Source organism: Salipiger pentaromativorans, from assembly GCF_024721115.1.
In the GTDB taxonomy this organism is placed as follows: domain Bacteria; phylum Pseudomonadota; class Alphaproteobacteria; order Rhodobacterales; family Rhodobacteraceae; genus Salipiger; species Salipiger pentaromativorans.
Genome location: NZ_JAMDHK010000015.1, coordinates 100,111 through 123,933 on the forward strand (window position 1 = coordinate 100,111; position 23,823 = coordinate 123,933).

Sequence of the window (23,823 nt, forward strand, 5' to 3'; positions counted from 1 at the left end):
CGCACACCTCATAGGATCGCATGGCCAGGGTCGTGATGATGATCGAGATCGGCGCGATCTCCTCCTGAACATGCAGGAATTCCAGATCCCGGTGACGCTTCAGAAGCTGCACGGTCCGCCGCAGAATGCCCTTTACGGACTGACGTACCGGGAAAGGCTCTGTCGTCGCCGCATCGCGTTGTGCCGCGATGATCGACTGCGTCATTCTCGGAACCAGGGCAGCCCGTTCGTCGAAGAGGGCCCGATAGGCCCGAGGATTCGTAGCATGCCAGTCTCGCAGCTTGCGATCGGGCACCAGCTCACCGCCGTTCATGCAGTTCGGGTTGGCAATGGTCGGGGAGATGTCGAGGTGAAAGTCACCGGCGTAGTTCAGGCGCCAGCAGCGCTTCTTTTCTTCCAGGATCGACGCGTAGTAGGCATGTTCGCGCAGGCGCTTGCCAATCGCAGCCTTCAGGCGTGCCGGTGCGATTGCCGGGCCAAGGCCGAGAATGAAGCTGATCAGGTCGACATCGAACTCGTCGCGCCCGATCGGTTTGATCGAAGTTCCAAGCGCGCCGGAACCGTGCAGGTAGACATGGAGGGAAGCAAGCATCGGGTCGCTCGATCCGGCCAACCAGTTCGCGACCGCCTCGTAGCTGGTGCGGGCCTTCTCGAACTGGGTCTGCGTCCATTCCAGCTCCTGGCAGATTTCTTCGAGGATCGTGAAGACCTGCGCCCGCCGCTGAATGGCGGTATCGGTGAGGAGGTGCGAGAAGATCTGGTTCATGCCGCGTTCCGTTCGAGTTGATGCACGGGCACGAACGGCTCGGCAGGTTGCTGGAAGAAGATGGGGGTCAGTGTGGGGCTCGCGTGCCGGGCACTCGAGGCGCCAAGCCCCTTGAGCCTCTGAATCTTGGTGGTGTCATCGAGGGAAAAGAAACCCTCCGGCACGCTCGGCGAGTACCGGTACACAGCCGTCCGGTCGTGCGGATCGCCTGTCAGATGACGGGCAATGCCGAGCGCTCCACGGGATTGCCCGTCCATGAAAAGACTCAGGGCCTTCAACCCGAGACCGGCCTTGCCGGGGGATTCAGGCAGCATGTAGACCTCGTCGACACAGCCGAGGCTTAGGATGTGCAGGTCCTGCGGAGACCAGCCAAGCATCGAAATCGCTTCGACGGTCGCGACGCCCACCGGATTGTTGCACCAGGTGCCGCCATCGAGGAGCCCGACATCATCCACCGTCTTGTGGCGCGCGAAATAGGTCGGAGCGGCTGACGTCGCCATCGCGGCGTCGAGGGCCGGCTTCCGGTAATCCTTGGTGAGCCGCGGATGATGTGACGTCTTGTAGATGTAGACGCTGCGCTGATCGGCATCCCAGGCCGGGATGAGCAACCGGGTCTCCGCTTCGCCGATGAGCTTGTCACCGAGGACGGCGCGGAGCTCGTCCCGAAGCGTGGATGCTTCGTGCTTGGGCTTGACCAGGTGACGCAGGGCGGCACGCGCGTCCCGGGCCTTTTGTCCGAGCCAGTTCTTGTCCCCCGCTTGCCCGAAGATCGTCGGCCCGCGATTTTCGTAGAGTTCGAGGAGGGTTTTGGCCGGGATGCCGAGGGCGAGGCCGATCGCGAGAATGCCCCCGGTTGACGTTCCCGCAATCAGGTCGAAGTAGCGGCCAATCGGTTCATCAAGGTCTTCTTCCAAACCCGCCAGAAAGGCCGCGGGTTGGGTGCCTTTTATGCCACCGCCATCGATGCACAGGATACGTCTCATGATTTACTTAGCCTTCCGGGGGGTAGGGGTCTTTGCCGTAGGTGTTGCGCTCGCGGATGCGACCGTTGGTTCCGTGGATGAGCATTTCCGTGCCCTGATTGCGGGCGATGTCACGCGCCTGGGTGATCGCGGATTGCTGCGTCGGGTGGATGGCCGTTGCCTTTGCGTTTCCCGCGCCTTTCACGGCCCAACCGTCCTTGTGGGGAACAACATGCTGATTTTTCTTGGTCATTTTGATCTCCAAGTACCTTTTTTCCTTGACGATTCGTCAATCTTGTGTTGATATATACATCAAGAAATGTCGTTTATCAACCGACGTTTTCACGGGAGCAGACCATGTTTGGACAACGGTTGCGACTGGCCCGCAAGAAGGCGGGTTTGTCGATGCAGGCGCTTGCCGACCGCACCTCGCCAAGGATCACCGCGCAGGCCATCAGCAAGTACGAGGCGGACAAGATGAATCCGTCCTCCTCGGTGTTGGTCGGTCTGAGCAAGGCTCTGGGCGTGTCGCTCGATTTCCTGATGGGGGGTCAGGTCGAAGAGCTTGTCGGCGTCGAATTCCGCAAGCATTCCAGCACCTCCGCAAGGGACCGCGCTCATGCGGAAGCCGTCGTCATCGAGCGGCTGGAGGACTACCTGGCGATCGAGGACATCCTGGAAATCGCACCGCCAGACGACCCGTTCGGCGATCTGGTGACCGATGTTGTCGAGAGGTACGAAGATCTGGACCTGCTCGCGCGCAAGCTGCGAAGGCATTGGAAGCTCGGAAACGATCCAATTCCCAGCATGTCGCGGCTGCTTGAGGACAAGGGCATCAAGGTCATCGAAGCCGATTTCGCCGAGCGCTTCGATGGGTTGGCCTGCGAGGTGCGGCGCAGCGAGGGTCGAAGTTCCACCGATGTCGTGGTGGTTTCAAGCCGCACCAATATCGAGCGCAGGCGGTTCAATCTGGCACATGAACTGGCGCACCGTGTCATTCGGGCGACCGGAAACTCGGCGATCAAGCTCGAGAAGGCGATGAACCGTTTCGCCGGTGCGTTCCTGATACCCACCGATCACCTGATCGAGGAGGCCGGTCCCTCGCGCAGCGGCATGACCTATTTGGAGATCATGCGACTGAAGCGGCTCTATGGCGTGTCGGCAGCCGCGATGCTAATGCGTCTCGGACAGGTTGGCATCCTGCCCCAGTCGATGATCGACTACGCGTTTCGGACCTATGCACGGCGCTGGCGCACCAGCGAACCGGACGAGATACGGGATGATGAGGGGTTCGGTGCTTTCGAGCATCCGCAGCGGTTTGAGCGCCTGGTCTGGCGAGCGCTCGGTGAGGAATTGATCTCGCCGGTACGCGCCGCTCAGATGCTGCACCTATCGCTGTCCACCGTTGAAGAGAATATCAGGGGATAGTTCGTCTCGTGGCCCGCGTGATCGTCAACGATGCCAGCTGTTTGATCGATCTTCGGAAGGGTCGGTTGCTGCACGTCCTATGCGCCCTACCCTACGAGTTCATCGTACCGCTTCCCGTGCGCGCGAGCGAGATCCTGGATTTCACACCTCAGGAATGGGCGATCCTCGACGGCAGCGGCATGGCGACATACGACCTGCCGCCGGCCCAAGTTGGCCAGGCATTCGACATCAAGAAGCAGCACGGGCGACTGTCAGCGAACGATTGCTTCTGTCTCGTGACGGCACGGGTGCATGCGGAAGCCATCTTGCTCACCGGAGACCGTTTGCTGCGGCGCGTCGCCGAGGACGACGGGATCGCCGCGCATGGCGTTCTATGGGTGGTCGAGCAACTACTGAGGGACAGCCTTTGCGATCCCAAGTTGCTTGAAACGGCATTGACGCTTTGGCGGAACGACAAGGCGGTCTTCTTGCCCAATCAGCTCATCGACAACCTGCTGCGTCGGGTGCGATAGCGGCGGCATTGCGTTCCACCGGATGGTGACGACGCGGATCAAGTGCCGCTAAGAAACCTCCATCTCCTGAGGAGCCGGAAGGACAGGTCACAGAAGTTCTACTTCGACGAGCCGCAGCCAAGCACCATCTTCGGACGTATCAGCATCGACGACATTTTCAGGACCGGCAAACAGCCCGACATTGGCAGCCGCAGCCCCCAAAGCCGAAACGTAGCGGATGCCGTCGGGGCTTCCTGCAGAGAATGTCCAGTCCCTGAAGAACTCTGTAACGATCTGGGTCGGGATGTAGTCGACATTCACTCGATCATCCTGCTCGACCGGCTCCGCCATCCCTCGAGTCAGTTGGCGCAGAAACGACAGGCCTTGAAGATACCTCCGGGGCGCATTCGAAAAAAACCCCGGGATCCGTGGAAGCTCGGCAAGGTCGAGCAGGATGATCGGGATCTCGGTTTGGAAACGCGCTAAGACAGGCTCGCCAGCGCGGGCCTCGGCGATCGCGGAAGGCGCATCTTCAGCCCCGTAGAACATGGGGATCCCCGGCGGGTTCATTCGGTTTGACTGCAGACAGATGCGGGCGGGCGGCGGGCCAAGGGCGGCAGCCGAGGGTTCGAACGGCGGCACGGTCTGATTTCGCACCCGATAGTACGATTGCCCGACAGGTACCGAGCGCACCAATCCCAGTTCTTCGACAAGCTCTGCGAGTTCCACGAGAAACATGCCGGCAGAGCGTTCATCCGGGTGCGACACATCGCTTGCGCCGACAGAGTGAAAGAAGAACCTTCGCTCCGACATCGTGACGCGCCGGAAATCGCGCCAGCTAAACGCCATGCTGTCGTCGAATTCGAGGGAAAGCCAGTCGTACTCGCACCAGACATCGTCCTCGATCTCGCCGAGCAGATCGTCCATCAGCCGGTCGTGATCCCGAGCTTCGATAGCCAGACCAATCTCGTCGAAAAGCAGCTCTTGTGTATCCCAATGCGACCCCAGGTAACCACCTTCACGGGAATTGTAGGGCAGCTGGTCGACCGCGGTACCGTAGAATGTTCCCATCCGACCCTCGATGAACTCCGCGATTTCTTCAAGGGGCAAAACCTTCCGGCGACGCGCGTTGCAATAGCTGCACCTGCCGGGGGCCCCATCATTCCGGATGACGTCCTTGAGATCTTCGTCGCCAAAGCACTTTGTGCAGACGTACCTGTCGGAAATGCTGTCCTGTCGGAAGTTGGCGGGGTCGATGCGGCTCATTGCACTAGGGTACCAAAGGGCTGGGGGTTCGATAATCTCCGGCGGGCGATATCATTCTCGTTATGTGGGTTCGACAGCATTCGGAAGCTGGAATTCCAGATCCAGCCGCTCCAGAATCCGGGCAGCCAGAGCCTCAGTCGCCGCCCAGCCTGGTGTAAAGCTATCCGGCGTCAGGCAAAGGGTAAGAACTCCGATCGTGCCACGATCCATCGCATCCTTGAGGCCTGAAGCGACGGCATCAATGTAGTCATCGGAGACCATCTTGCGAATGTCAGACACGAACTGGCAGTAGAAATAGTCCAGGTCGATGTTGACGATCCATGGCGCTTCCCGCTCGGCAAGCCAATACGAGAGATTCTCGGGTAGTTCCCATGGCGAACTGTACATCGGACGGCCGAAGTTGGGTGAGTCCCCATCTTCATGGGTTAGGCATCGGAAGCTTGTGAGGCTGTCCCCGAACTCCCGCAAATAGATGGAGAGATAGTTGTCCCAGCGGATGACAGGACAATCGAAGTCGTCGCTCCGATAGGTCTTTTCGAGATAAGCATCGATCCCAGCGGTCCAACTTGGCAAATGCTTAAGCCACTCGTCCAAACGGCTCTGAAGCGCGTCGGGATGACGGTCGATGTGCATGAGGGAATGGGGTGCGGTGAGATCGAGTTCCTGCAGCCAGCACCACAGGGCCGCACGATGATTGTCCATCACGTAGACATTACCTGCTCTGCAGAGAAAGTTCTGTTCGACGGACCCTGAGTGGTTTCGCCCCTTGAAGGGGACGATCCACTCCCATTCGGTTGTCATTCGTGTTCGCCATTCAATGCCACTCAACCCTCATTTCTTTGGAGTTGCAGTTCTGGCAGGTCACGCAAGCTTTGCAGATCAAACGTCACCAGGAAAGTCTCCGTGGTCACGAAGGTATGCGGCGCTCCGGGACGCGGCGACCTGGGCCCGCTCGTAATCAGATCCTTGTAGCGCAGCCGGGCCAGCAGATCGCGGCTGACCTCCTTGCCGAAGATGTCGGCCAGCCCCGCCCGGTCGATCGGCTGATGATAGGCGATCGCGCAGAGCACGCCCATCTCCATTTCGGTGAAGGCCAACGACTGCTCACCAAGATCAGCGGCGGCCTTGATCGCGTCCGCGAACTGGGCCCTAGTCCGGAACATCCACCCGCCGGCTACCTGTACCAGCACGTAAGGGCGGCCGTTCAACTCGGCCTGGATGTCCTCGATCAACATCTCGACCGAGGCCCCCTGCCCCACTACACGCGCAAGATCCTCACATCCGACCGGCGAGGCGCTGGCGAACAGCACCGCTTCGATCCGCCCCATCCATTCGCGCCAGCGCAGCTCCTGCGGCAGGTCGTCCAGATCCCGGTCAAAGACGGCGCCGCCCTCCTCCGCCGGTTTCCGCTTCCGGGTCGCGACCGTCATGATGCGATCCCGTAGAGTCGGAAGGTCGGCCGCCCGGTCAGTTCTCGTGCGACACCCAGCTCGACCAGCCGATCGCAGAAACGCCGCGCGGCGCGATCGGTCATGGAGATCGAGGTCCCGCGAATACGCGGCGACAGCATCGACGCCGGGGCTACCGCATCTTCGGTCAGGAACAGCTCGACCGCCGCGTCCGACCCTTTGGCCCGCAGCTTCGGCGCAACGGCGCGAAGGGCCTCGGCGCGTCGGGCCAGATCCCGCGCCACCCGGATCGACTCTTCGATAGCCTCGAAGATCCGCACCTCGACTGCGAGATCGGCCCCCTGCCCTTTTGCGGTCAGGTCGCGCAGAACCGCCTTTGTCAAACGCTGCGCAGTCACGGACAGTACCTGCTTCCAGTTCTGCGCCCACGCCAGGACGACGTCCGAGAGAAGGCAGGCGGTGCGCTCTGCCCGGTCGTCGACTTCGAGCACGGCGCGCAGGGCGGCGACGCAACCCGACAACGGGCCATGGGTCCGTGCGCGCTCCAATCCCACGTCGAGCCAAGCGCCCACCTCGCCCGCGAACTCCGCACCAACGAAGTCGGCGATCTCGCCCGTCCGGCCTGCACGAAGCCGGACGCCTTCGCGCCAGAACGCCAACAGATCGCCATCCGGACCCCGTGCTTCGCCTGGCGGCGTCAGGTGGAAAGCGTCGCGGATGTCCGCCTCCCGCGCCAGCCGCCCTTCCAGTTTCGAGGTCGCCGTTGCGGCGCTCAGCGCCAACCGGTTGGCGAGCAGCTTCACGGGCACACCATGCCTGGGATCACCGACTAGATAATCGAGCACCGTCAGCGCCGACCCCGACCGAAAGGCCACAGTTTCAAGGGTTTCCGCACGTCCTGAGGTGACCCAGCCCGGCAGGTGCGGTAACTTGTCCAAGTCGTTCGAGATGGCTGTCGGCTGGTATGTCATATAACAACACTAGTCTCTCGCGGCGCTTTCGTCCACAATATGATGTGCAAACCGCCCCACCCTGTGGCTCCAGATCATGTCCAATAAGTTTGCATTATCGGACGTGATAGTGATATGCTGCGAAACATGGTCTTCAGCTCATGTTTCATCACTGGACTCGCCCGAAATCGCCCCTCTCGTCGACCTCGTTCATATTTCATTGGTGGGCAAGGCTTTAGCTCAAACACTGGACTCCTGACTAAATGCCAAACCAGCCCGAAGCGGACCAAATTCGAGCCGGGGTTCATGAGACTGGGTGGAGCAGTATTCGTGAGACTGGCGGTGGTTCGGACGCTTCCTGGTATTTTGGCATGCTCTCTCGTCGACCTGCGCGCACCCATGTCCGGCCGAAGGCCTTCAGCTCAACGAGAGAGGTTCTACTATGAGGGAGGATGACGATCGGATTACCCTGCCCGTGCATGTCGCCGGTTCCGGCACACTCGACCGCCTGGTCGACACCGCTCGGGACTACGCCAAAGCCTCGACGGCCGAGAACACGAACAAGGCCTATGCCGCCGACTGGAAGCACTTCGCGCGTTGGTGCAGGCTGAAGGGTGCGGAGCCCCTACCTCCGTCTTCAGAGATGATCGGCTTGTATCTGGCCGACCTGGCCGCGCCGACCAACGGGTCCCCTACCCTCTCGGTCAGCACCATCGAGCGTCGCCTCTCAGGTCTGGCATGGAACTATGCGCAACGGGGGTTCACTCTCGATCGCAAGAACCGCCACATTGCTTCGGTCTTGGCGGGGATCAAGCGCAAGCACGCGCGCCCGCCGGTGCAGAAGGAAGCGATCCAGGCCGAGGACATCCTCGCAATGGTTGCCACCCTGTCCTACGATCTTCGCGGGCTGCGGGACCGCGCGATCCTGCTGCTCGGATACACCGGAGGCCTCCGCCGCTCGGAAATCGTGAGCCTCGATGTACATAAAGATGACACGGCAGATTCCGGCGGCTGGATTGAGATCATGGAGAAAGGCGCCCTCCTGACCCTCAATGCGAAGACAGGTTGGCGCGAGGTCGAGATCGGCCGCGGCTCTAAGGATCAGACCTGCCCCGTGCATGCTCTCGAGCACTGGCTGCACTTTGCGAAGATCGACTTCGGCCCTGTCTTTGTAGGGACCTCTCGCGATGGCAAGCGCGCCCTCGATACACGGCTCAACGACAAGCATGTCGCGCGGCTGATCAAGCGCACGGTTCTGGATGCCGGTATCCGATCCGAACTGCCCGAGAAGGAGCGCCTGGCGCTGTTCTCTGGCCACTCGCTGCGTGCCGGCCTTGCCAGTTCCGCCGAGGTCGACGAACGCTATGTCCAGAAACAGCTCGGACACGCCTCTGCCGAGATGACCCGCCGCTACCAGCGCCGGCGCGATCGGTTCCGGGTGAACCTGACCAAGGCCGCCGGTCTCTGACCCCCTGCTCCATCACGCCGCCTGCCCGCTGAGCCTGCCGTAGAAGCTGCGCTCAAGATGCAGCTCCCCTGCCCCGGCCTTCTCGACCATGCCGCGCAGATAGCCGCCCGGCGAGGAAACTTCACCTGCGCTATGCTTCTCAAACACAAGTGCAAACGCCGCTGTCGCCACTTGTTTGCCCAAACGGTCCTGCGCCACGTTCCAGGCATGCTCGGACACTCCGATCATCGGCCTGAGCTGCCCGGCAACCCGATGCAGATCGCCCCAATCCTTCAGGAACCCGCCCATATTGCGCGCCCAGGACGCGAATTCAGGACAGGCTTGCATGACAGTCGGTAGATCCAGTGCGGCGCGTTTCTTGCGCACCTCGGCAACCCATTCTTCCAGCTCCCTATCAACCTGATCCTCGGGCTGAGCATTGGGCACCACGGCCGCGACTTCCTCATCTCCTGAGGAATTACAGATTACAGGATCAAGTTGGTTTGTAATTAGTATATGAGGGTCAAAAATGACCTCCCTGGGGTTCATTTCTTGAGTCTTCTCAGAAGCTTGTTCCTTGGTTTCCGGCGTGTTTTCCACAGACTGGACAACCTCGGTTGCCTTGAGATAGGCCGCCTCAACACGCTCCTGAAGCTCCTTGAACCACGTCAGCAGCCGGGCAAGCTGCTGGGAAGCTTCGCGGCGGCGAGGAAGCCGGTCCAGAAGTTCCTCGAAGAGACCCGTGAATTGCGTCCAAGGCCCTCGTAGCGCGCTGCTGACGGCGGCCTCGATCCGAGCGCGGATCATACGGCGTGCCACCGTGATCTGGCGCTTCAGGCGCTGGCAGAGCTCGCGCTCGGCCTGCAAATCGGCATGGAGCTCCTCGAACTCCTCGACACGCGCCGACAGCGGCGACAAATCAAAGCCATAGGCCTCGACGATGCGCCCCTCGGCATCCCTGCGCCCCCAGCGTTTGCCGTTGGGGCTGTCCTGGAAGGAGATCACGCCAATCTCGGCCAGACGCCGTGCATGGCGCTTGAGCGCGGAGAGCGAGAACCCGGTCTGCTCCATCAGATAGGCGTTTGACGCCCAGACGATCGGGCGCTGCCCCTCCTCCCAATCCTGGGCCTGGGTGAAGGCCCCGAGCGTGTCGAGGAGCATCATGTCTCCGGCCTTGAGGCCAATGTAGGCTCCTACCCGCTTGACGGCCACGAAGGCCCGCGTTTTGGGTATAGCTACCTGTTCACCGGCTTGGGCAAGCTGCTCTGCAATGCCAAGACCCGGTGTCGGCTTGCGCCAACCTGTATGTTTCATGGATAGTTCTCGCCTCCTCTGCTTGATGGAGGGCAAAAGAATCCCGTTCGCTCAGGAGCGTTGCTGTTGACAGTGATTCGCCGGAGAACTATCTTGATAGCGACCAAACTAATCTTGATAAGCTCTCAGGCCCTCAGCTTGGGGGCTTTTCTTTTGCCGTTATCTCAAAGCATATCCGCTCCTGTTTCTTACCTCGTTTGGATCGAAGACCACCGTCTCCGCGGCTCCTGCCTCTTACTTCGATCCGTGTTTCTCCAAGTACTCAGCGATGACATCACTCAAACCTTTGAGAATGTCCTCGTCCAATGTTAGCCCCGTGGCAGCGACTGAGAGCTTCCCGCCCTGCCCTGTAACACTCAATTTCCGCGAACCGATCTTTCGCTGTACCGTGAGTCTCTTTGGGCTCTGCGATTTCTTTTTTGCAGGCTTGGACGGCTTTTCAGTCAGGTCGCCAAGAACCTTTTCGAGGTCACGGTGGCTAAGATTGTAGACATCTTTGCACGCGTGCAAAATCTCACCTCTAGCGGCATAGACAGCGCGACCACGTGATACCGCGCTGTTATGGACACCCACACGTTTGGCGAACTCGGTTGCAGTTATCTTCTCGTCCGGTTTGGCATCTTGTAGCCGCTCGAACATTTCGCCTATCGAAACCAGACGCTCGAAAGCGCTGAGGTTTTCACGTTCCTCATTCTCCCGGAAGCGCATGAATAGCATCTCGAACTGCTCTTCACGGAAACCCCGATGGGATTGTGGAATCAGAATGGCGCGGACAGGCAATCCCAAAGCTTCAAGGATCGCATGGCGTCGCCGACCCACGATCAACTGGAATGTCACGCCTTCTACGTTCTCGGGCTCACGTTCATCCGGTCGCCAGTCAGGATCCGCTGGCCGAACATGAATGGGCGTATCTTGACCATTCTTCTCGATACTCTCTTTGAGCTTCTCGAATGCCTCTTGGTCCCGCCAATCTTCACGCCGGTCCGATCCAATCACGTCCACAATTTGAGACGGATCAATCTGCAACTCATGTCGACCCGCGAGAATGCGCTCCACGACCTGTGCACGCTCAACTTGAAGCATCTGGCTGGCGTCTGAAAGCGCTCCAGCCTTCCAAGCACTGCCAGAGCCGCCAAGTCTTGGCTTAACCCCACCAACCAGTTTCGCTTCGTCTTCGTGGAGCTGTTCGCTTGCACCAGATCCAGGAGCCGCAGACACATCCTCATCTGGGCGCGAGGACTTTTTCTTGAGGACCGAGCTGCTCAATGTTCGCTTCATTCGGCTTCCTCCTCGAAATTGTAGAAGTTCTGCATCCAATCCTCGGCATAGCCACGCTCAAGACCTGGCCAGAGGCGTGAGACGATGGCGTCATTCACTGCGTCCGCATTCTCGATGAACCTGTTGATGCCTTTTCGCTTGCCTGGCGTATCTGGGTCGTACTCGTAGACGGACTGATAAACGTCCGACGCGTTCGAAATAGCATCGGAGCGAAGATAGAATACCGGCAGCACCTCATCTGGGCAGTTTTCGAGCAGGTTGCCGACCTGTGTGAGATCTTGCTCATTTGTTCTCTGAACGATCGTGGGCAACAGCATATGCGCCGCACCGCCCATATCGATCCGATCCGTCGCGAAAATGTGGCGCAGCATGGTGAGGAGACCAGTCACAAAGGTGGACAAGGTCGCAATGTCGAACCCCTTCATCGTCTGCGGGATAATCAACGAAGTAGACGCCATCACATTGTTCAGCTGGAACAGTGTCAGCGCAGGCTGATAGTCGATAATGATGCAATCCAAGGTCTCGTTCAGGGCACTTTCAAGCTTCGCTTGGTCGACCCTACCGTTGCTCACAAGCTCATTAGGACGGCTGACCGGTGGATGCCCCTCTTTCCACCGATCTATGGCGTCTCTTAGGAACCTGTAAAACCGCTTCTCCGGGGTGCCCGCTCGCAGCAACCTCGCGATCTGAATTTCGCCTTCGGAGGTTTCGCCATGTGCAGGTACTAGCCGCACGCCCGGCCAGGAGGTTTTCTTGAAGAACCCGTCAAGCGTCTCCGCATCATAGTCAGTGTAAGCGATGGCCTCGTCGGTCTGAAACAGCCCCGCGAAGTCAACCATCGTCGGAGTTTCGTCATCTGGCAAAGTTGGCATTTCTTCGCCGCCGACAAAGTAGAGAGTGATCGTGCTCTGGGGGTCAGCGTCCATGACGCCGACTCGCATGCCGTAGTGCAGACTCAGGTACTGAGCGAAGTGCGCAGCACTAAGCGACTTCGCAGTTCCACCTTTCTGACTTGCAAATGAAATGACGGGCAAAGGATCGTCGGGTTTGCGCCAAGCAAGAAAATGCTCAGGCCGCTTTGATGAGGCAGCCATCAAAGCCCTGATGTGCATCAGCTCCGTCAGGGTGAAAACACGCTCGCGCCCTACATGCTTGCCGGCAGGAAAATCCTCATTGTCCTTAGCGAACTTCGTCAGATGCTGATGGCTAATGTTCAGGAAGCGAGCACATTGGCGCATCGACCAAGAGCGTTTGATGCGCTCACGCATCGTCAACTCCTTATTGACCGAAACCATGGTCCGGCCAAGGCCCCGCTCGAGCTCTTGAAGGAACTGTTCTATACTGCCGCCCATTGCACCGCTCTCTTTTCGATTCTCTCACGGAATCGCACCGAGTTGTAAATAGCACGGTTTTTAAGGAAATGTACAGATATTGTACGCCTACCGGATTTCCGGCGCACAATATGGGCTACACCGAGCGAAAATGCGGACGACAACCTGAGCCGCCGAGGTGATTTTGCACGCGTGCAAAAAGTCGAAGCCTGGTGCAGCCAGGCCGCCGAAGCGGTCTGGCCGATGATTTAGGCGGCGTCCTTCGGCCCCCCAGGGGATGACGTCCTGCAGGGCAGATCGTCCTGGTTCGCGGCCTTGCCGAGGTTGGCGTTGAAGCCGTGGTCGCGGATGGTCAGCATGTAGTAGTCGGCGCCGGCCTCATTGTTCTGCTTCTTCCAGATGTCGCCGCACTCGACGAGCTTGCCTCGTGGGGAACGGCCGAGGACGCGGTGCGTGGGGGCCATCGGGTTCGCGCTCCCGACGGGTTCGACCGTGATGTCGAGATCGAAGGTCAGGGTCGAGATGGAGCCGACGCCCTTGCCGGTTTCGATGTCGGCGCTGGTGAATTTGATGCAGTTCGAGGTCAAGGACCAGAGCATCTCATTGAGACGGATTCCAGTTGACTGCCCGTGGGGAGGCCGATGGTGGTCTCGAGTACGTCGCCGTGCGAATTCGACTTCGACAGGCCGGGGCAGGGGGCAAAGATGGCTAGCGGTCAGACAGAAGGCGAGCGCAAACTCCGGTATAGCTTTGCCGATCGAGGAGGCGCTCCTGAGACCTTCGCCGAAGATGAGATCGGGACGCCGCTTGCCGGACCAGAAACGGATGGCGTGGCCCTGAAGCTACCCGAGGATCCGTTTGGGGAGCTTGATCGCGGCCTAACTGCTGGTGGACGGGTCTAGTAGGGTGCGCGCGCATCCAGCGACCTAGCCGCGATTGTCGGTGACCATCGCCAGCGGGGCAGGGGCCCATTGCGGCGGATCAGGATCGTCCTCGCTCTGCTGCAAAAATGCCCGCAAGTGATAGCGAATTTGCCGGACCAAGCCATTTGATCCCACGCCATTGCAAATTGGTCGTGGCCAAATTGCCAAGCACCGGCTTGCCTGCTGCGATGAGCGCCCGCGCGATGCGTTCGAGGCTGCTGCGTTCGGAAGTTCTGACTAGCGAGATTCGTGAGGTGCGGTAGGGCAGGGGGCTTCGCCGAAAACGGAATGAGCGTTTCTGAGGGCGTCCTTCAACGTGACCGACCTAAACCGTTCATGCAATATGTCGATCAGGTCTCTTAGCTGCCCGTCGCACATCTGCCGGAAGCACGCAATTCTTTGCGAACTGTTACAAAGTCTTGAGCCGACGTCCACCGGCATCGACAACAAGATGCGTCTTCTATACGCAAGGATCACCGGTTTCTGCTTGATGCCAGTCTCGCGGTTGCTGGCGAAAAGCTCTGCTTCGTCCTTGGCGTTCGCGGCCAATTTAAGGACGTCCAACTGGCTTGGCTCTAGCTAATCGAGCGGCATTATCCGGATGTCGGCTGCGCCGTCAGGCGCGACCGATCTGGTGGTTTCGCTCTTCTTCGCAGTGGCGGATTTCGAGTGGTTTGTGGTCTTAGCCATGGCAAGGGACCTTGAGGCCGGACCCGGAAGAGACTCTCTCTATCCTTTTAAGCCCAGCACCAGGGCTTCCCTTTCACTAGCTCTCTGCAACAGCGGAACATGTCGTCAATTGACGGATTGGCCGAGCAGGGCAGGGGGAGACGGTTGCTTGATGGCAAAGCTTGCCATATCCTCGCCGCGAAGGAGACAGCCATGGGCACCATGAACATCTCGCTGCCGGATCCGATGAAGTCCTGGGTCGAGGATCAGGCGAAGTCGGGACGCTACGCCAACTCGAGCGATTATGTCCGTGACCTGATCCGGCGCGACAGGATGCGGCACGATGCAATCGCTGAAATCCAGGCAGCGGTTGATGCCGGAATCGCCAGCGGCCCGGCAAAGTCGTTTGACTGCAACGCGTTCAAGGCCCGGATGCACGCGAAGCATGCCGGAAAATAGCAGATGGACCATCCGTCCTGCAGCGGAAGCCGATCTTGCGGACATTTGGATCCAGGGCGCGGCGGAATGGGACATGAGTCAAGCCGAGCGCTACGCAGATGGCCTGTTCGCGCTCTTTGACTTGCTTGCAGCTTATCCAGAGCTATGCTGAAATCTGGGTGATGCGGCTTGATCACGCGGCGCGGTTTTCGGTGTCGTTCTCGGCGACACCGTCGGTGAATGTGACGCCTTCGATGACCAAAGGCAACTGGTTCGCGCCCTTCAGGCGGCGCCATGTTTTGGCGGCGGTCTGAACGAGCTTGAACACCATCAGCTTCGCTGTCGTTTGCGACAGCGCCCCCTTGGTTCGGACGGTCCTGTGCCGGACGGTGGCGAAGACGCTTTCGATTGGGTTGCCCGTGCGCAGGTGATCCCAATGGTCGGCCGGGAAGTCATAGAACGCCAGCAGCGCGTCGCGGTCTTTTGTCAGGCAGTTTACCGCCTTCTCGTATTTGATCCCATATTTCTCGGCGAAGATGTCCATGGCGGCCTTGGCCTTAGCGCGGGTCTCGGCCTGCCATATCTCGCGCAGGTCGGCCTTCACCGTCGGCTGCATCGATTTCGGGAACTTGTTCAGCACGTTGGCGATCTTGTGGACCCAACAGCGCTGATGACGCGTGCCGGGGAAGACCTCGTCGAGCGCCTTCCAGAACCCCATGGCCCCGTCTCCCACGGCGATCTCCGGCGGGACGGCAAGGCCGCGGGCCTTGATGTCGACCGGCAACTCGCGCCAACTCTGCGCGCTTTCCCGAACGCCGATCTGGAAGCCGACCAGTTCCTTCTTCCCTTCGGGCGTGGCGCCCAGAATGACCAGCATGCACTCGGCCTGCGGCTCCATCCGGGCCTGGAGGTAGACGCCGTCCGCCCAGATGTAGACATACCGCCGCGCCGAAAGATCACGGCGCTGCCAGCGGTCATGTTCCTGCTGCCATTCCCCGGTCAGGCGCGAGATTACGCCCGGCGACAGGTTTGGCGCCTCCGCCCCCAAGATCGCAGAGAGCGCCTCCCGGAAGTCGCCGGTGGAAATGCCGCGCAGGTAGAGGACTGGCAGCAGGGCATCGAGGCTGCGCGACCGCCGCGCCCATTTCGGCAGGATGGCGGAGCTGAACCGCACCTTCTCGTCAGCAGGTCCGGCCGCGCGGTCTCGCACCTTCGGGCGGCGCACATCAAGCGCGCCGATCCCGGTCTGGATGCTTCGCTCCGGCCCATACCCATGCCGGACGATACGCTGCCGGCCATCCGGCAGGACCTCTTCGGCATGCTGAGCGACGAAGGCGTCAGCCTCTGCCCGAAGTGCAGCGGCCAGCATCCGGCGCGCCCCATCCCGGGCAATCTCGGTCAGCGGATCGTCAACAGATTCCGGCTGACGCAGGGCGATGATGTCGGTATTCTTCGTCATAGGCGTATCGTTCCTTCTGGAAGTTCTGGCAGGCTTCGACACCCGCCACGATACGCCGCCTTCTCAAACACCGTCACCCATTTCCCAGCATAGCTCGCTGAAAAGAGATGGCCCGGGAGCGGGAAGAATTCACGCCGCCGGTGCGCATCCATCCCAGCGGGTCGCATCTGGTGATCTACCGGCGGGAAGGGCAGGGGGTCGAGATCATCCGTATCCTGCATACCCATCAAGACCTTATGGCCTATCTGAACGACGGCTGACCAGTTACAGTCCAGCCGCCTTGGTCAGGTTGACGCGGAACCTGTCGCGGCGGCGCTGGTAGCGGCGGGTCCTCGAGCCGGCCGACATTGGCAAGCCCCCAGAGCCCACCGAACAGGCAGAACAGGATCGCCAGCCAGACGGCCACGGGGCGACGAATGGCGCCCCGCGCAATACTCATGCGTGCTGCATCAACCGTGTCGGATGCCATGCCGGTCATTCTCCCGTTCCGCAGTTCGTTGGACGACGGCCAAAGCGCCCGCCGTCAGAGGCCGACGACCGCGAGACGACCAAGGTTTGCGTCCGTCGCCTCGGCCTCGATGCGCGCAAGATCGGCGTCCAGCGCGCGCCGCAGCGACCGCCAGTATCGACATCGACAGGTCCGAATCCGCAGTGTCCAGGCCGTTCAGCGATGCCAGATGCCGGCGCAGCGTGCGGTGCTGCGCATCCTGCGGCAGGCCGGCCTCGAGCGCATCGTGTTCGGCCAGCATCTCCTTCAAGAGCGCCGCCATGAGGCCGCGCTTCGTCGGGAAATTGTAGAGGACACCTCCCTTCGACAGCCCCGCTTCGCGGGCGACCGCCTCGAAGGAGGTGTGCGCAACGCCCTCGCGCGCGGCAATCGCACGCGCCGCGGCAAGGATCCGCAGACTTGCATTCCGGCGCGCGCTTTTCTATTCCTGCATCAAGACTGTACCATCCGGTCGGTATAGGTGAGCGGCGAGACAGCGTCGCCTCCACATGGGGTCAAGGCGACCTGGCAGATTCGTTGGAATGCCGGTTTCCGGTCGGGCGAGGGACTGATGACACGCTTCAATTCCGTTCTTGTACTAATCGCGGGGCTGGCCCTTGTTGGGGCGGGGTTCTTCCTCTGGCGCGGCGACGGCACCGGGACGACCCCCGACGGATTTGCTCGTGGAAACGGGCGAATCGAGGCGGTGGAGATCGACGTGGCGGCCACGCGCCCGGGGCGGATTGCGCGCATCCAGGTGCGTGAGGGACAATTGGTCGCAGCCGGCGATCCGCTGGCTGAACTGGATGTCCGGCAGTTGCAGGCTGCGCGTCATCAGGCCGAGGCCGAGCGCCAGAGAGCCGAGATCGCGGTCGAGAATGCCAGGCTGCTGGTCGAACAGCGTGCGGCCGAGGTACGGGCCGCCGAGGCGGTTCTGGCTCAGCGAGAGTCGGCGGAGGTCGTGGCCCGACGCCAGTTGGAACGGTCAGAGGCGCTGACCGCTGGAAACGTCACGTCCGAGCGCGCCCTGGAACTTGATCGGTCGAACGCGCTCGGGGCCCAGGCGGCTGTCGCCTCGGCCGAGGCCGCCCTGGCGGCGGCGCGGGCCGGCGTGACCTCGGCCAAGGCCTCGGTGATCGGCGCCGAGGCGGCGGTCGCGGCAGCGACGGCCGCCGTCGAGGCGATCGACGTCCAGATCGAGGACAGCACCCTGACGGCACCGCGCGACGGCCGCGTGCAGTTCATCGTGGCGCGCGAGGGCGAGGTGGTCGGCGCGGGCGGCCGGATCGTCAACATGGTCGATCTGGGCGAGGTCTACATGACCTTCTTCCTGCCGACCGCGGCTGTCGGCCGGATCGGGCTGGGCACCGAAGTGCGGCTCATCATGGACGCGGCCCCGGGCATCGTCGTGCCGGCCGAGGTGTACTTCGTCTCGGACGTGGCGCAGTTCACGCCCCGCACCGTCGAGACCGAGGTCGAGCGCGATAAGCTGATGTTCCGCGTCCGCGCCCGCATCGCGCCGGAACTGCTGGCGAAATATGCCGACTACACCAAGACCGGCCTGCCCGGGGTCACCTGGGTCCGGCTCGACCCCGCTGCCCCCTGGCCTGCTGAGGCCGACGGGCGCGTCCTCGAATGACGCCGACCGCCCCCGTCGTGCGGGCCGACGGCTTGTCGCTTCGCTACGGCCGGGTCACAGCACTTGATCGGGTGACGCTTGATCTTCCGGCAGGCTGCGTCGTCGGGCTGATCGGCCCGGACGGGGCGGGGAAGTCCAGCCTGCTTGCGCTGATTTCTGGGGCCCGCAAGCTTCAGGAAGGGCGGCTTGAGGTCTTGGAGGGCGACATGGCGCGCGCCCGCCACCGGGCGCGCATCTGCCCACGTATCGCCTACATGCCACAGGGTCTGGGGCGGAACCTCTACCCGACGCTTTCGGTGCGCGAGAACGTGGAGTTCTTCGGGCGCCTTTTCGGCGAAGGCCGGGCGGAACGGGACCGCCGGATCGCCGACCTGCTTCAAGCGACCGATCTCGACGCCTTCGCCAACCGCCCGGCGGCCAAGCTGTCGGGCGGCATGAAGCAGAAACTGGGCCTGTGCTGCGCGCTGATCCACGAACCCGACCTGCTGATCCTCGACGAGCCGACCACAGGCGTCGATCCGCTGTCGCGGCGGGAGTTCTGGGCGCTGATCGGCCGCATCCGTGCTGGTAGCCCCGGCATGAGCCTGATCGTGGCCAGCGCCTACATGGAGGAAGCTGCGAACTTCGATCACCTCGTGGCGATGGACGAAGGGCGGGTGTTGGCCACCGGCAGTCCCGCCGACCTGCTGGCCCAGACCGGCTCGGAGGATCTCGACGCGGCCTTCATCGCGCTTCTGCCCGAGGAACGGCGCGCCCGCCATCATGAACTGGTCATCCCGCCGCGCAAGCGCGAAGCTGTGAACGGCCCTGTGATCGAGGCCGAGAATCTGACCGTCCGCTTCGGCGACTTCACCGCAGTTGACAACGTCAGCTTCCGCATTCAGCCGGGCGAGATCTTCGGCTTCCTCGGGTCGAACGGCTGCGGCAAGACCACGACGATGAAGGTCCTGACCGGGCTTCTGGAACTGTCCGAGGGCAGCACGCGCCTCTATGGCCGCAAGATCGATGCCCGCGACATGGAAACGCGCAAGCGCATCGGCTACATGACGCAGAGCTTCTCGCTCTATTCCGAACTGACGGTGCGGCAGAACCTCGACCTGCACGGGCGGCTGTTCGACATGGCCCCGGCCGAGATCGCCCCGCGCATCGCCGAACTGGCGCGGCGCTTCGATCTAGAGGACGTGCTGGACAGCCTGCCCGCAGCTCTTCCGCTAGGGGTCCGGCAGCGGCTGTCGTTGGCGGTTGCGCTGATCCATCAGCCCGAGATCCTGATCCTCGACGAGCCAACTTCGGGCGTCGATCCGGTGGCGCGCGACCAGTTCTGGCAAGCGCTGGCTGACCTGTCGCGCAAGGACGGCGTGACGATCTTCCTGTCCACGCACTACATGTCGGAAGCCGCGCGCTGTGATCGCGTCTCGTTCATGCACGCCGGCCGTGTGCTGGTCTCGGGCGCGCCCGAAACAATCCGGCAGGAGGTCGGTGCGGCAACGCTGGACGATGCCTTTGTCCACCATCTTCGTCGGGCTGCGGATGACGGCGCAGCCCATCCACCCGCGACCATTGTTGCACAGCCGAACGGCCGAGAGACCCGACCGCCCGGGCGCTTCAGCCTGGCCCGACTGTTCGGCTTTTCCTGGCGCGAGGCGCTGGAGCTGCGCCGGGATCCAATCCGCCTAACGCTGGCCAGTGTCGGCAGCGTGATCCTCATGATCGTGCTGGGTTACGGCATCTCCATGGATGTTCAGAACCTGAAATTCGCGGTGCTCGACCTCGATCAGACTATTCTCAGCCAGTCCTATGTCAACGACCTTGCCGGATCGCGCTATTTCCACGAAGCGCCCCCTCTGACGGGCTACGACGATCTCGACGCGCGAATGCGCGCGGGCGAAATCAGCCTTGCACTTGAGATCCCGCCCGGCTTTGCCGCCGACCTCGCCCGGGACCGCCCGGTCGAGATCGGCGCTTGGTTCGACGGCGCGATGCCGATGCGAGCCGAGACGGTGCGCGGCTACGTCCAGGGGATGCATGTGCATTGGCTAACGGACCAGCTCCGCCAAGCCTACGGAGAGGACGCCGTGGCTGGCGACTATGCGCTGGAGGTGCGCTTTCGCTACAATCCCGATGTGGAAAGCCTTGCCGCCATGGTCCCCGCGGTCATTCCGCTTCTGCTCATGCTGATCCCGGCCATGCTGGCCGTGCTGTCCGTCTCGCGCGAGAAGGAGACGGGCTCCATCGTCAACCTCTATGTCACGCCTGCCCGGCGGCTCGAGTTCCTGCTGGGCAAGCAGGTGCCCTATGTCGCCCTCGGCTTCGTCAACTACCTGCTGCTGCTGGCGCTGGCAGTCCTGGTCTTCGGCGTACCGGTCAAGGGCAGCCTTCTGGCGCTGTCTGCCGGTGCGCTGGTCTATGTCGTGCTGGCGACCGGGCTCGGGCTGCTGATTTCCGCCTTCACCCGCAGCCAGGTGGCGGCGCTGTTCTTCACTGCGCTCGCGACGCTTATCCCGGCGACGCAATATGGCGGCATTATCGACCCGGTGTCGTCGCTGGAAGGCATGGGCCGGGTGATTGGCGAGGTCTTCCCGACCAGCCATTTCGTCACGATTTCACGCGGCACCTTCGCCAAGGCGCTCGGCTTAGGCGATCTAGGGGGATCCTTCTTGCCGATGCTTGCCCTGGTGCCGGTGGTGGTGGCGCTCGGCGCGGTGTTCGTTCGCAAGCAGGAGAAATAGGGGTTGCGACCAAGACATGTGATACATCTTGCCGTGAAAGAATTGCGCGGCCTGTTGCACGACCCGCTTCTCATGGTTTTGGTGGTCTACGCGTTCACGCTAGACATATACACCCACGCCACCGCCATGCCCGAGACGCTGAACCGCGCCACCATCGGCATCGTGGACGAGGATGCCTCGCCGCTCACGCGCCGCATGGCAGATGCCTTCCTCGCACCCTATTTCGTGCCGCCGGCGCAGATTGGCCTGGCCGAGATGGATGCGCGGATGGATGCCGGGATCGACACGTTCTCGCTGGTGATCCCCCCCGATTTCCAGCGCGACCTGCTGGCGGGCGACCGGCCGGAGCTGCAACTGAACGTCGATGCCACACGGGTCAGCCAGGCCTTCACCGGCGCCGGCTATATCCAGGCGATCGTCGATCAGGAAATTACCGGTTGGGCCGCCCGCGATGCCGCTGCGGCTGCGCCTCCGGTCGATCTGGCTGTGCGGGCGCGGTTCAACCCGGCGCTGGACCCCGGCTGGTTCGGCGCCCTTACAGCGGTGATCAGTGCCGTCACCATGCTTTCGATCATCCTGTCGGGCGCAGCCCTGATCCGCGAACGCGAACACGGCACGGTCGAACACCTGCTGGTGATGCCTGTCACGCCGGCCGAGATCATGACAAGCAAGGTTCTCAGCATGGGCGCGGTGGTGCTTGTGGCAACCGGGCTGTCGCTGAACTTCATGGTCCAGGGGGTGCTGGAGGTGCCGATAGCCGGCTCGGTCACCCTGTTTCTTGTCGGGGTGGCGCTGCATCTTTTCGCCACCACCTCTCTGGGTATCCTGCTGGCCACGATCTCCGGCTCGATGCCGCAATTTGCCATGCTGCTGTTGCTAGTCCTCTTGCCGCTGGAAATCCTGTCGGGCGGCATGACCCCGCGCGAATCCATGCCCGAGGCGGTGCAGTACGCAATGCTCGCGGCGCCCAACACGCATTTTATCGCCCTTTCGCAGTCGGTCCTGTTCCGCGGCGCGGGGCTTTCGGTGGTCTGGCCGCAACTTCTGGCACTGGCGCTGATCGGCACCGCTATGTTTTCCATTGCACTGCGTCGGTTCCACGGGCTCCTGAGGTGACCGAAAGGCGGCAGGGCATACCGACAAGGCGGGCGACGCTCGCACTGATGGGAGCTGCGGCGGTAAGCGCCTGCGGTGTAGAACCGCGCATCCCATACCGCCCGGATGACAGGGCCGCGACACCGTTGCTGGGTGCACCCTATCGCATCCGCACGGACGCGGCGATAGAGGACTATCCACCGGACCTGGGCCCGAGGTTTCGCGAGAACGGACGGTCGCATTACCTGGCCATTTCCGGGGGTGGCGCAAACGGTGCCTTTGGCGCGGGTGTCCTGGCGGGCTGGACCGCTTCCGGAACGCGACCGACCTTCTCGGTCATAAGCGGCGTCAGCACCGGGGCGCTGATCGCACCGCTCGCGTTTCTGGGCCCCGAACATGATGTTACGCTGCGCAATCTCTATACCGGCGGCGTTGCCGAGGGCATCGGCGGCAAGCCCTCGCTGCTGGGGTTGCTTACGCGGGGTGCGCTTGTCGATCCCCAGCCGCTGCGCCAACTGGTCGAATTTTTCGTCTCACCCTCGCTGCTGCGTGGAGTCGCGCAAGAACATGCCCGAGGCCGACGCCTCTTCGTATTCACGACCGATCTGGACGCCCAGCTCGGGGTGATCTGGAACATGGGTGCGATTGCGGGCAGCGGCGATCCGGGCGCTCTGTCCTTGTTTGAGGACGTCCTGATGGCCTCGGCCGCGATCCCGGGTGCATTTCCGCCGATCCGTATTCGCGGGCAGACCGCTGACGGCCGCACCTTCGAGGAACTGCACGGAGACGGTGCCGTCGTGTCGAACGTCTTCACATTGCCCGAGACTGTGCTGTTCTCGTTCCAGGGACAGCGCGCGGTCGGGGCGGCGCTGACCGACATCCACATGCTGATGAATGTCAATCTCGAACCGGAATTCAACGTCGTGGCGGTGCGACCGAGCGCGATCACCGCCCGCTCGGTTTCGACGTTGCTGAAGTACCAAATGCTGCGCCAGGTCAACGCGACCCATGACTTTGCACACGCTGCCGGAATCGGCTTCCATGTCACCTCTATTGACATGGTCGCGCCCGACGATGTCGACACCCTCGAGTTCAATACCGCCTATATGCGCGCCCTCTATGCCGAAGGTTTCCGGCGGGCACGCGCTGGGTCGGCGTGGTCAGCGGCTCTGCCACCTCTGGAAGGGGGTGAAGCGATCGTGAGCGCGGGTTAGGACCGCCAGATGACGCACAAGCCGTAGCGGCGGCACCATCCTTTTCACGCCTTCCCAAAAAGTTCCGAATCCTCGACAACCTTCTGCGCCAGAAGCAGGCTGCACCCTAGACTGTCACTTAGTTCGGCCGCGATCGAGCGGCTCAACCAGCGCGTCCAGAAACCGTGCCGGTGGTGTCCGACAACGACAAGATCCGCCTCGGTCTCAACGGATACCCTGGTGATGGTTGCGACGGGATCGCCGAACTCGATCCGGACCTGCGGCGAAAGCCCCATCCCCGTCAGCCGCTGGCGGCCCTCCTCCAGGATTGCGTCCAGATCGGCCTTCTGCTGGCCCAGGGCAACGGTATCGGCCCCGATCGCGTAGACATTGCCCGAGGCTGTCTCGACCACCGCCAGAAGAGTCACGGCAGCGCCCGTGATCTGCGCAAGGCGCGCGCCCTCGCGTAGCGCCAATCGCCCTTCGCGAGAGCCATCATAGCAGAGCAGGATTCTGGAATACACGGCTTGGCCTCCGGGCTCGAATTTA

At 61.9% G+C, this 23,823-nt stretch carries 23 protein-coding genes; 9 read left to right on the plus strand and 14 right to left on the minus strand.

From position 1 onward, the window contains the following. The 3 genes from M4578_RS19550 to M4578_RS19560 all read right to left on the minus strand — a co-directional run. The coding region (locus M4578_RS19550; RefSeq protein WP_258094936.1) for a nucleotidyltransferase domain-containing protein at positions 1-766 on the minus strand (766 nt) is incomplete at its 3' end. Further along, complete coding sequence (locus tag M4578_RS19555; RefSeq protein WP_258094937.1) at positions 763-1,749, minus strand: CBASS cGAMP-activated phospholipase; 987 nt, start codon at positions 1,747-1,749, stop codon at positions 763-765. The genes M4578_RS19555 and M4578_RS19550, both read right to left, overlap by 4 nt. Before the next feature lie 7 nt (positions 1,750-1,756). Continuing rightward, positions 1,757-1,981: a DUF2188 domain-containing protein gene (locus M4578_RS19560; protein ID WP_258094938.1), complete on the minus strand. Its 225-nt coding sequence runs from the start codon at positions 1,979-1,981 to the stop codon at positions 1,757-1,759. Between the two features lie 104 nt (positions 1,982-2,085). On the opposite strand from M4578_RS19560, the gene M4578_RS19565 reads away from it, so the two are divergent. Both M4578_RS19565 and M4578_RS19570 read left to right on the plus strand, forming a co-directional pair. Beyond that, positions 2,086-3,156: a helix-turn-helix domain-containing protein gene (locus M4578_RS19565; RefSeq protein WP_258094939.1), complete on the plus strand. Its 1,071-nt coding sequence runs from the start codon at positions 2,086-2,088 to the stop codon at positions 3,154-3,156. Between the two features lie 8 nt (positions 3,157-3,164). Further along, a complete protein-coding gene (locus tag M4578_RS19570; protein WP_258094940.1) occupies positions 3,165-3,668 on the plus strand; it encodes a PIN domain-containing protein in 504 nt (167 codons plus the stop codon). 87 nt (positions 3,669-3,755) lie between these two features. On the opposite strand, the gene M4578_RS19575 is transcribed toward M4578_RS19570, so the two are convergent. The 4 genes from M4578_RS19575 to M4578_RS19590 are packed head-to-tail and all read right to left on the minus strand — an operon-like array spanning position 3,756 to position 7,293. Then, the gene (locus tag M4578_RS19575; RefSeq protein WP_258094941.1) at positions 3,756-4,913 is read right to left on the minus strand and encodes a HEPN-associated N-terminal domain-containing protein; all 1,158 of its coding nucleotides are present in this window, start codon (positions 4,911-4,913) and stop codon (positions 3,756-3,758) included. A 60-nt stretch (positions 4,914-4,973) separates the two neighbouring features. Beyond that, positions 4,974-5,714 carry a peptide arginase family protein gene (locus M4578_RS19580; RefSeq protein ID WP_258094942.1) on the minus strand — a complete coding sequence of 247 codons (741 nt, stop codon included), beginning with the start codon at positions 5,712-5,714 and terminating at the stop codon, positions 4,974-4,976. A gap of 23 nt (positions 5,715-5,737) precedes the next feature. Then, positions 5,738-6,343, minus strand: a complete 606-nt coding sequence (gene scpB, locus M4578_RS19585) for an SMC-Scp complex subunit ScpB (RefSeq protein ID WP_258094943.1) — start codon at positions 6,341-6,343, stop codon at positions 5,738-5,740. Then, positions 6,340-7,293, minus strand: a complete 954-nt coding sequence (locus M4578_RS19590) for a DUF1403 family protein (protein WP_258094944.1) — start codon at positions 7,291-7,293, stop codon at positions 6,340-6,342. The genes scpB and M4578_RS19590 overlap by 4 nt, the downstream gene beginning before the upstream one ends. 421 nt (positions 7,294-7,714) lie before the next feature. Between M4578_RS19590 and M4578_RS19595 the strand changes: the two genes are divergently transcribed. Continuing rightward, positions 7,715-8,740, plus strand: a complete 1,026-nt coding sequence (locus M4578_RS19595) for a tyrosine-type recombinase/integrase (RefSeq protein WP_258094945.1) — start codon at positions 7,715-7,717, stop codon at positions 8,738-8,740. A 12-nt stretch (positions 8,741-8,752) separates the two neighbouring features. Here the strand turns inward: M4578_RS19595 and repC are convergent, their stop codons facing one another. The 4 genes from repC to M4578_RS19615 form a co-directional block, all read right to left on the minus strand. Continuing rightward, complete coding sequence (gene repC / locus M4578_RS19600) at positions 8,753-10,033, minus strand: plasmid replication protein RepC (RefSeq protein WP_258094946.1); 1,281 nt, start codon at positions 10,031-10,033, stop codon at positions 8,753-8,755. Between the two features lie 234 nt (positions 10,034-10,267). Further along, on the minus strand, positions 10,268-11,311 hold the full coding sequence (locus M4578_RS19605) for a ParB N-terminal domain-containing protein (RefSeq protein ID WP_258094947.1): 1,044 nt from the start codon (positions 11,309-11,311) through the stop codon (positions 10,268-10,270). Continuing rightward, positions 11,308-12,663 (minus strand): ParA family protein, encoded by a 1,356-nt coding sequence (locus M4578_RS19610; protein ID WP_258094948.1) that lies wholly within the window; start codon positions 12,661-12,663, stop codon positions 11,308-11,310. Before M4578_RS19610 ends, M4578_RS19605 begins: the two co-directional genes overlap by 4 nt. Positions 12,664-12,890: 227 nt before the next feature. Beyond that, positions 12,891-13,229, minus strand: a complete 339-nt coding sequence (locus M4578_RS19615) for a DUF736 domain-containing protein (protein ID WP_258094949.1) — start codon at positions 13,227-13,229, stop codon at positions 12,891-12,893. A gap of 1,218 nt (positions 13,230-14,447) precedes the next feature. Between M4578_RS19615 and M4578_RS19620 the strand changes: the two genes are divergently transcribed. Then, positions 14,448-14,693 carry a type II toxin-antitoxin system ParD family antitoxin gene (locus tag M4578_RS19620; RefSeq protein ID WP_027264276.1) on the plus strand — a complete coding sequence of 82 codons (246 nt, stop codon included), beginning with the start codon at positions 14,448-14,450 and terminating at the stop codon, positions 14,691-14,693. A 172-nt stretch (positions 14,694-14,865) separates the two neighbouring features. Here M4578_RS19620 and M4578_RS19625 read toward each other — a convergent pair whose 3' ends face one another. Then, complete coding sequence (locus tag M4578_RS19625; protein ID WP_027264277.1) at positions 14,866-16,131, minus strand: IS256 family transposase; 1,266 nt, start codon at positions 16,129-16,131, stop codon at positions 14,866-14,868. A 107-nt stretch (positions 16,132-16,238) separates the two neighbouring features. Between M4578_RS19625 and M4578_RS19630 the strand changes: the two genes are divergently transcribed. Then, positions 16,239-16,391 carry a type II toxin-antitoxin system RelE/ParE family toxin gene (locus M4578_RS19630; protein ID WP_154665592.1) on the plus strand — a complete coding sequence of 51 codons (153 nt, stop codon included), beginning with the start codon at positions 16,239-16,241 and terminating at the stop codon, positions 16,389-16,391. A gap of 189 nt (positions 16,392-16,580) precedes the next feature. Here the strand turns inward: M4578_RS19630 and M4578_RS25820 are convergent, their stop codons facing one another. After that, the gene (locus M4578_RS25820; RefSeq protein ID WP_081710581.1) at positions 16,581-17,036 is read right to left on the minus strand and encodes a TetR/AcrR family transcriptional regulator; all 456 of its coding nucleotides are present in this window, start codon (positions 17,034-17,036) and stop codon (positions 16,581-16,583) included. A gap of 153 nt (positions 17,037-17,189) precedes the next feature. Here M4578_RS25820 and M4578_RS19640 point away from each other — a divergent pair, with 153 nt between their 5' ends. The 4 genes from M4578_RS19640 (at position 17,190) to M4578_RS19655 (ending at position 23,295) form a co-directional block, all read left to right on the plus strand. Then, positions 17,190-18,257: an HlyD family secretion protein gene (locus M4578_RS19640; protein WP_027264279.1), complete on the plus strand. Its 1,068-nt coding sequence runs from the start codon at positions 17,190-17,192 to the stop codon at positions 18,255-18,257. Further along, on the plus strand, positions 18,254-20,986 hold the full coding sequence (gene rbbA, locus M4578_RS19645; RefSeq protein WP_027264280.1) for a ribosome-associated ATPase/putative transporter RbbA: 2,733 nt from the start codon (positions 18,254-18,256) through the stop codon (positions 20,984-20,986). Before M4578_RS19640 ends, rbbA begins: the two co-directional genes overlap by 4 nt. A 33-nt stretch (positions 20,987-21,019) precedes the next feature. After that, positions 21,020-22,102, plus strand: coding sequence for an ABC transporter permease (locus tag M4578_RS19650; RefSeq protein ID WP_442439582.1), 1,083 nt, complete (start codon positions 21,020-21,022; stop codon positions 22,100-22,102). A gap of 125 nt (positions 22,103-22,227) precedes the next feature. Continuing rightward, positions 22,228-23,295: a patatin-like phospholipase family protein gene (locus tag M4578_RS19655; RefSeq protein ID WP_157815109.1), complete on the plus strand. Its 1,068-nt coding sequence runs from the start codon at positions 22,228-22,230 to the stop codon at positions 23,293-23,295. Between the two features lie 44 nt (positions 23,296-23,339). Here the strand turns inward: M4578_RS19655 and M4578_RS19660 are convergent, their stop codons facing one another. Continuing rightward, positions 23,340-23,798: a universal stress protein gene (locus M4578_RS19660; protein ID WP_027264282.1), complete on the minus strand. Its 459-nt coding sequence runs from the start codon at positions 23,796-23,798 to the stop codon at positions 23,340-23,342. Between the last annotated feature and the right edge of the window lie 25 nt (positions 23,799-23,823).

What these genes read in the sequence shown, in the direction of transcription:
- M4578_RS19555 (WP_258094937.1), bottom strand. Translation starts at nt 1,749, where the DNA reads ATGAGACGTATCCTGTGCATCGATGGCGGTGGCATAAAAGGCACCCAA.
- M4578_RS19560 (WP_258094938.1), bottom strand. Translation starts at nt 1,981, where the DNA reads ATGACCAAGAAAAATCAGCATGTTGTTCCCCACAAGGACGGTTGGGCC.
- M4578_RS19565 (WP_258094939.1), top strand. Translation starts at nt 2,086, where the DNA reads ATGTTTGGACAACGGTTGCGACTGGCCCGCAAGAAGGCGGGTTTGTCG.
- M4578_RS19575 (WP_258094941.1), bottom strand. Translation starts at nt 4,913, where the DNA reads ATGAGCCGCATCGACCCCGCCAACTTCCGACAGGACAGCATTTCCGAC.
- M4578_RS19580 (WP_258094942.1), bottom strand. Translation starts at nt 5,714, where the DNA reads ATGACAACCGAATGGGAGTGGATCGTCCCCTTCAAGGGGCGAAACCAC.
- scpB (WP_258094943.1), bottom strand. Translation starts at nt 6,343, where the DNA reads ATGACGGTCGCGACCCGGAAGCGGAAACCGGCGGAGGAGGGCGGCGCC.
- M4578_RS19590 (WP_258094944.1), bottom strand. Translation starts at nt 7,293, where the DNA reads ATGACATACCAGCCGACAGCCATCTCGAACGACTTGGACAAGTTACCG.
- M4578_RS19595 (WP_258094945.1), top strand. Translation starts at nt 7,715, where the DNA reads ATGAGGGAGGATGACGATCGGATTACCCTGCCCGTGCATGTCGCCGGT.
- repC (WP_258094946.1), bottom strand. Translation starts at nt 10,033, where the DNA reads ATGAAACATACAGGTTGGCGCAAGCCGACACCGGGTCTTGGCATTGCA.
- M4578_RS19605 (WP_258094947.1), bottom strand. Translation starts at nt 11,311, where the DNA reads ATGAAGCGAACATTGAGCAGCTCGGTCCTCAAGAAAAAGTCCTCGCGC.
- M4578_RS19610 (WP_258094948.1), bottom strand. Translation starts at nt 12,663, where the DNA reads ATGGGCGGCAGTATAGAACAGTTCCTTCAAGAGCTCGAGCGGGGCCTT.
- M4578_RS19620 (WP_027264276.1), top strand. Translation starts at nt 14,448, where the DNA reads ATGGGCACCATGAACATCTCGCTGCCGGATCCGATGAAGTCCTGGGTC.
- M4578_RS19625 (WP_027264277.1), bottom strand. Translation starts at nt 16,131, where the DNA reads ATGACGAAGAATACCGACATCATCGCCCTGCGTCAGCCGGAATCTGTT.
- M4578_RS19630 (WP_154665592.1), top strand. Translation starts at nt 16,239, where the DNA reads ATGGCCCGGGAGCGGGAAGAATTCACGCCGCCGGTGCGCATCCATCCC.
- M4578_RS19640 (WP_027264279.1), top strand. Translation starts at nt 17,190, where the DNA reads ATGACACGCTTCAATTCCGTTCTTGTACTAATCGCGGGGCTGGCCCTT.
- rbbA (WP_027264280.1), top strand. Translation starts at nt 18,254, where the DNA reads ATGACGCCGACCGCCCCCGTCGTGCGGGCCGACGGCTTGTCGCTTCGC.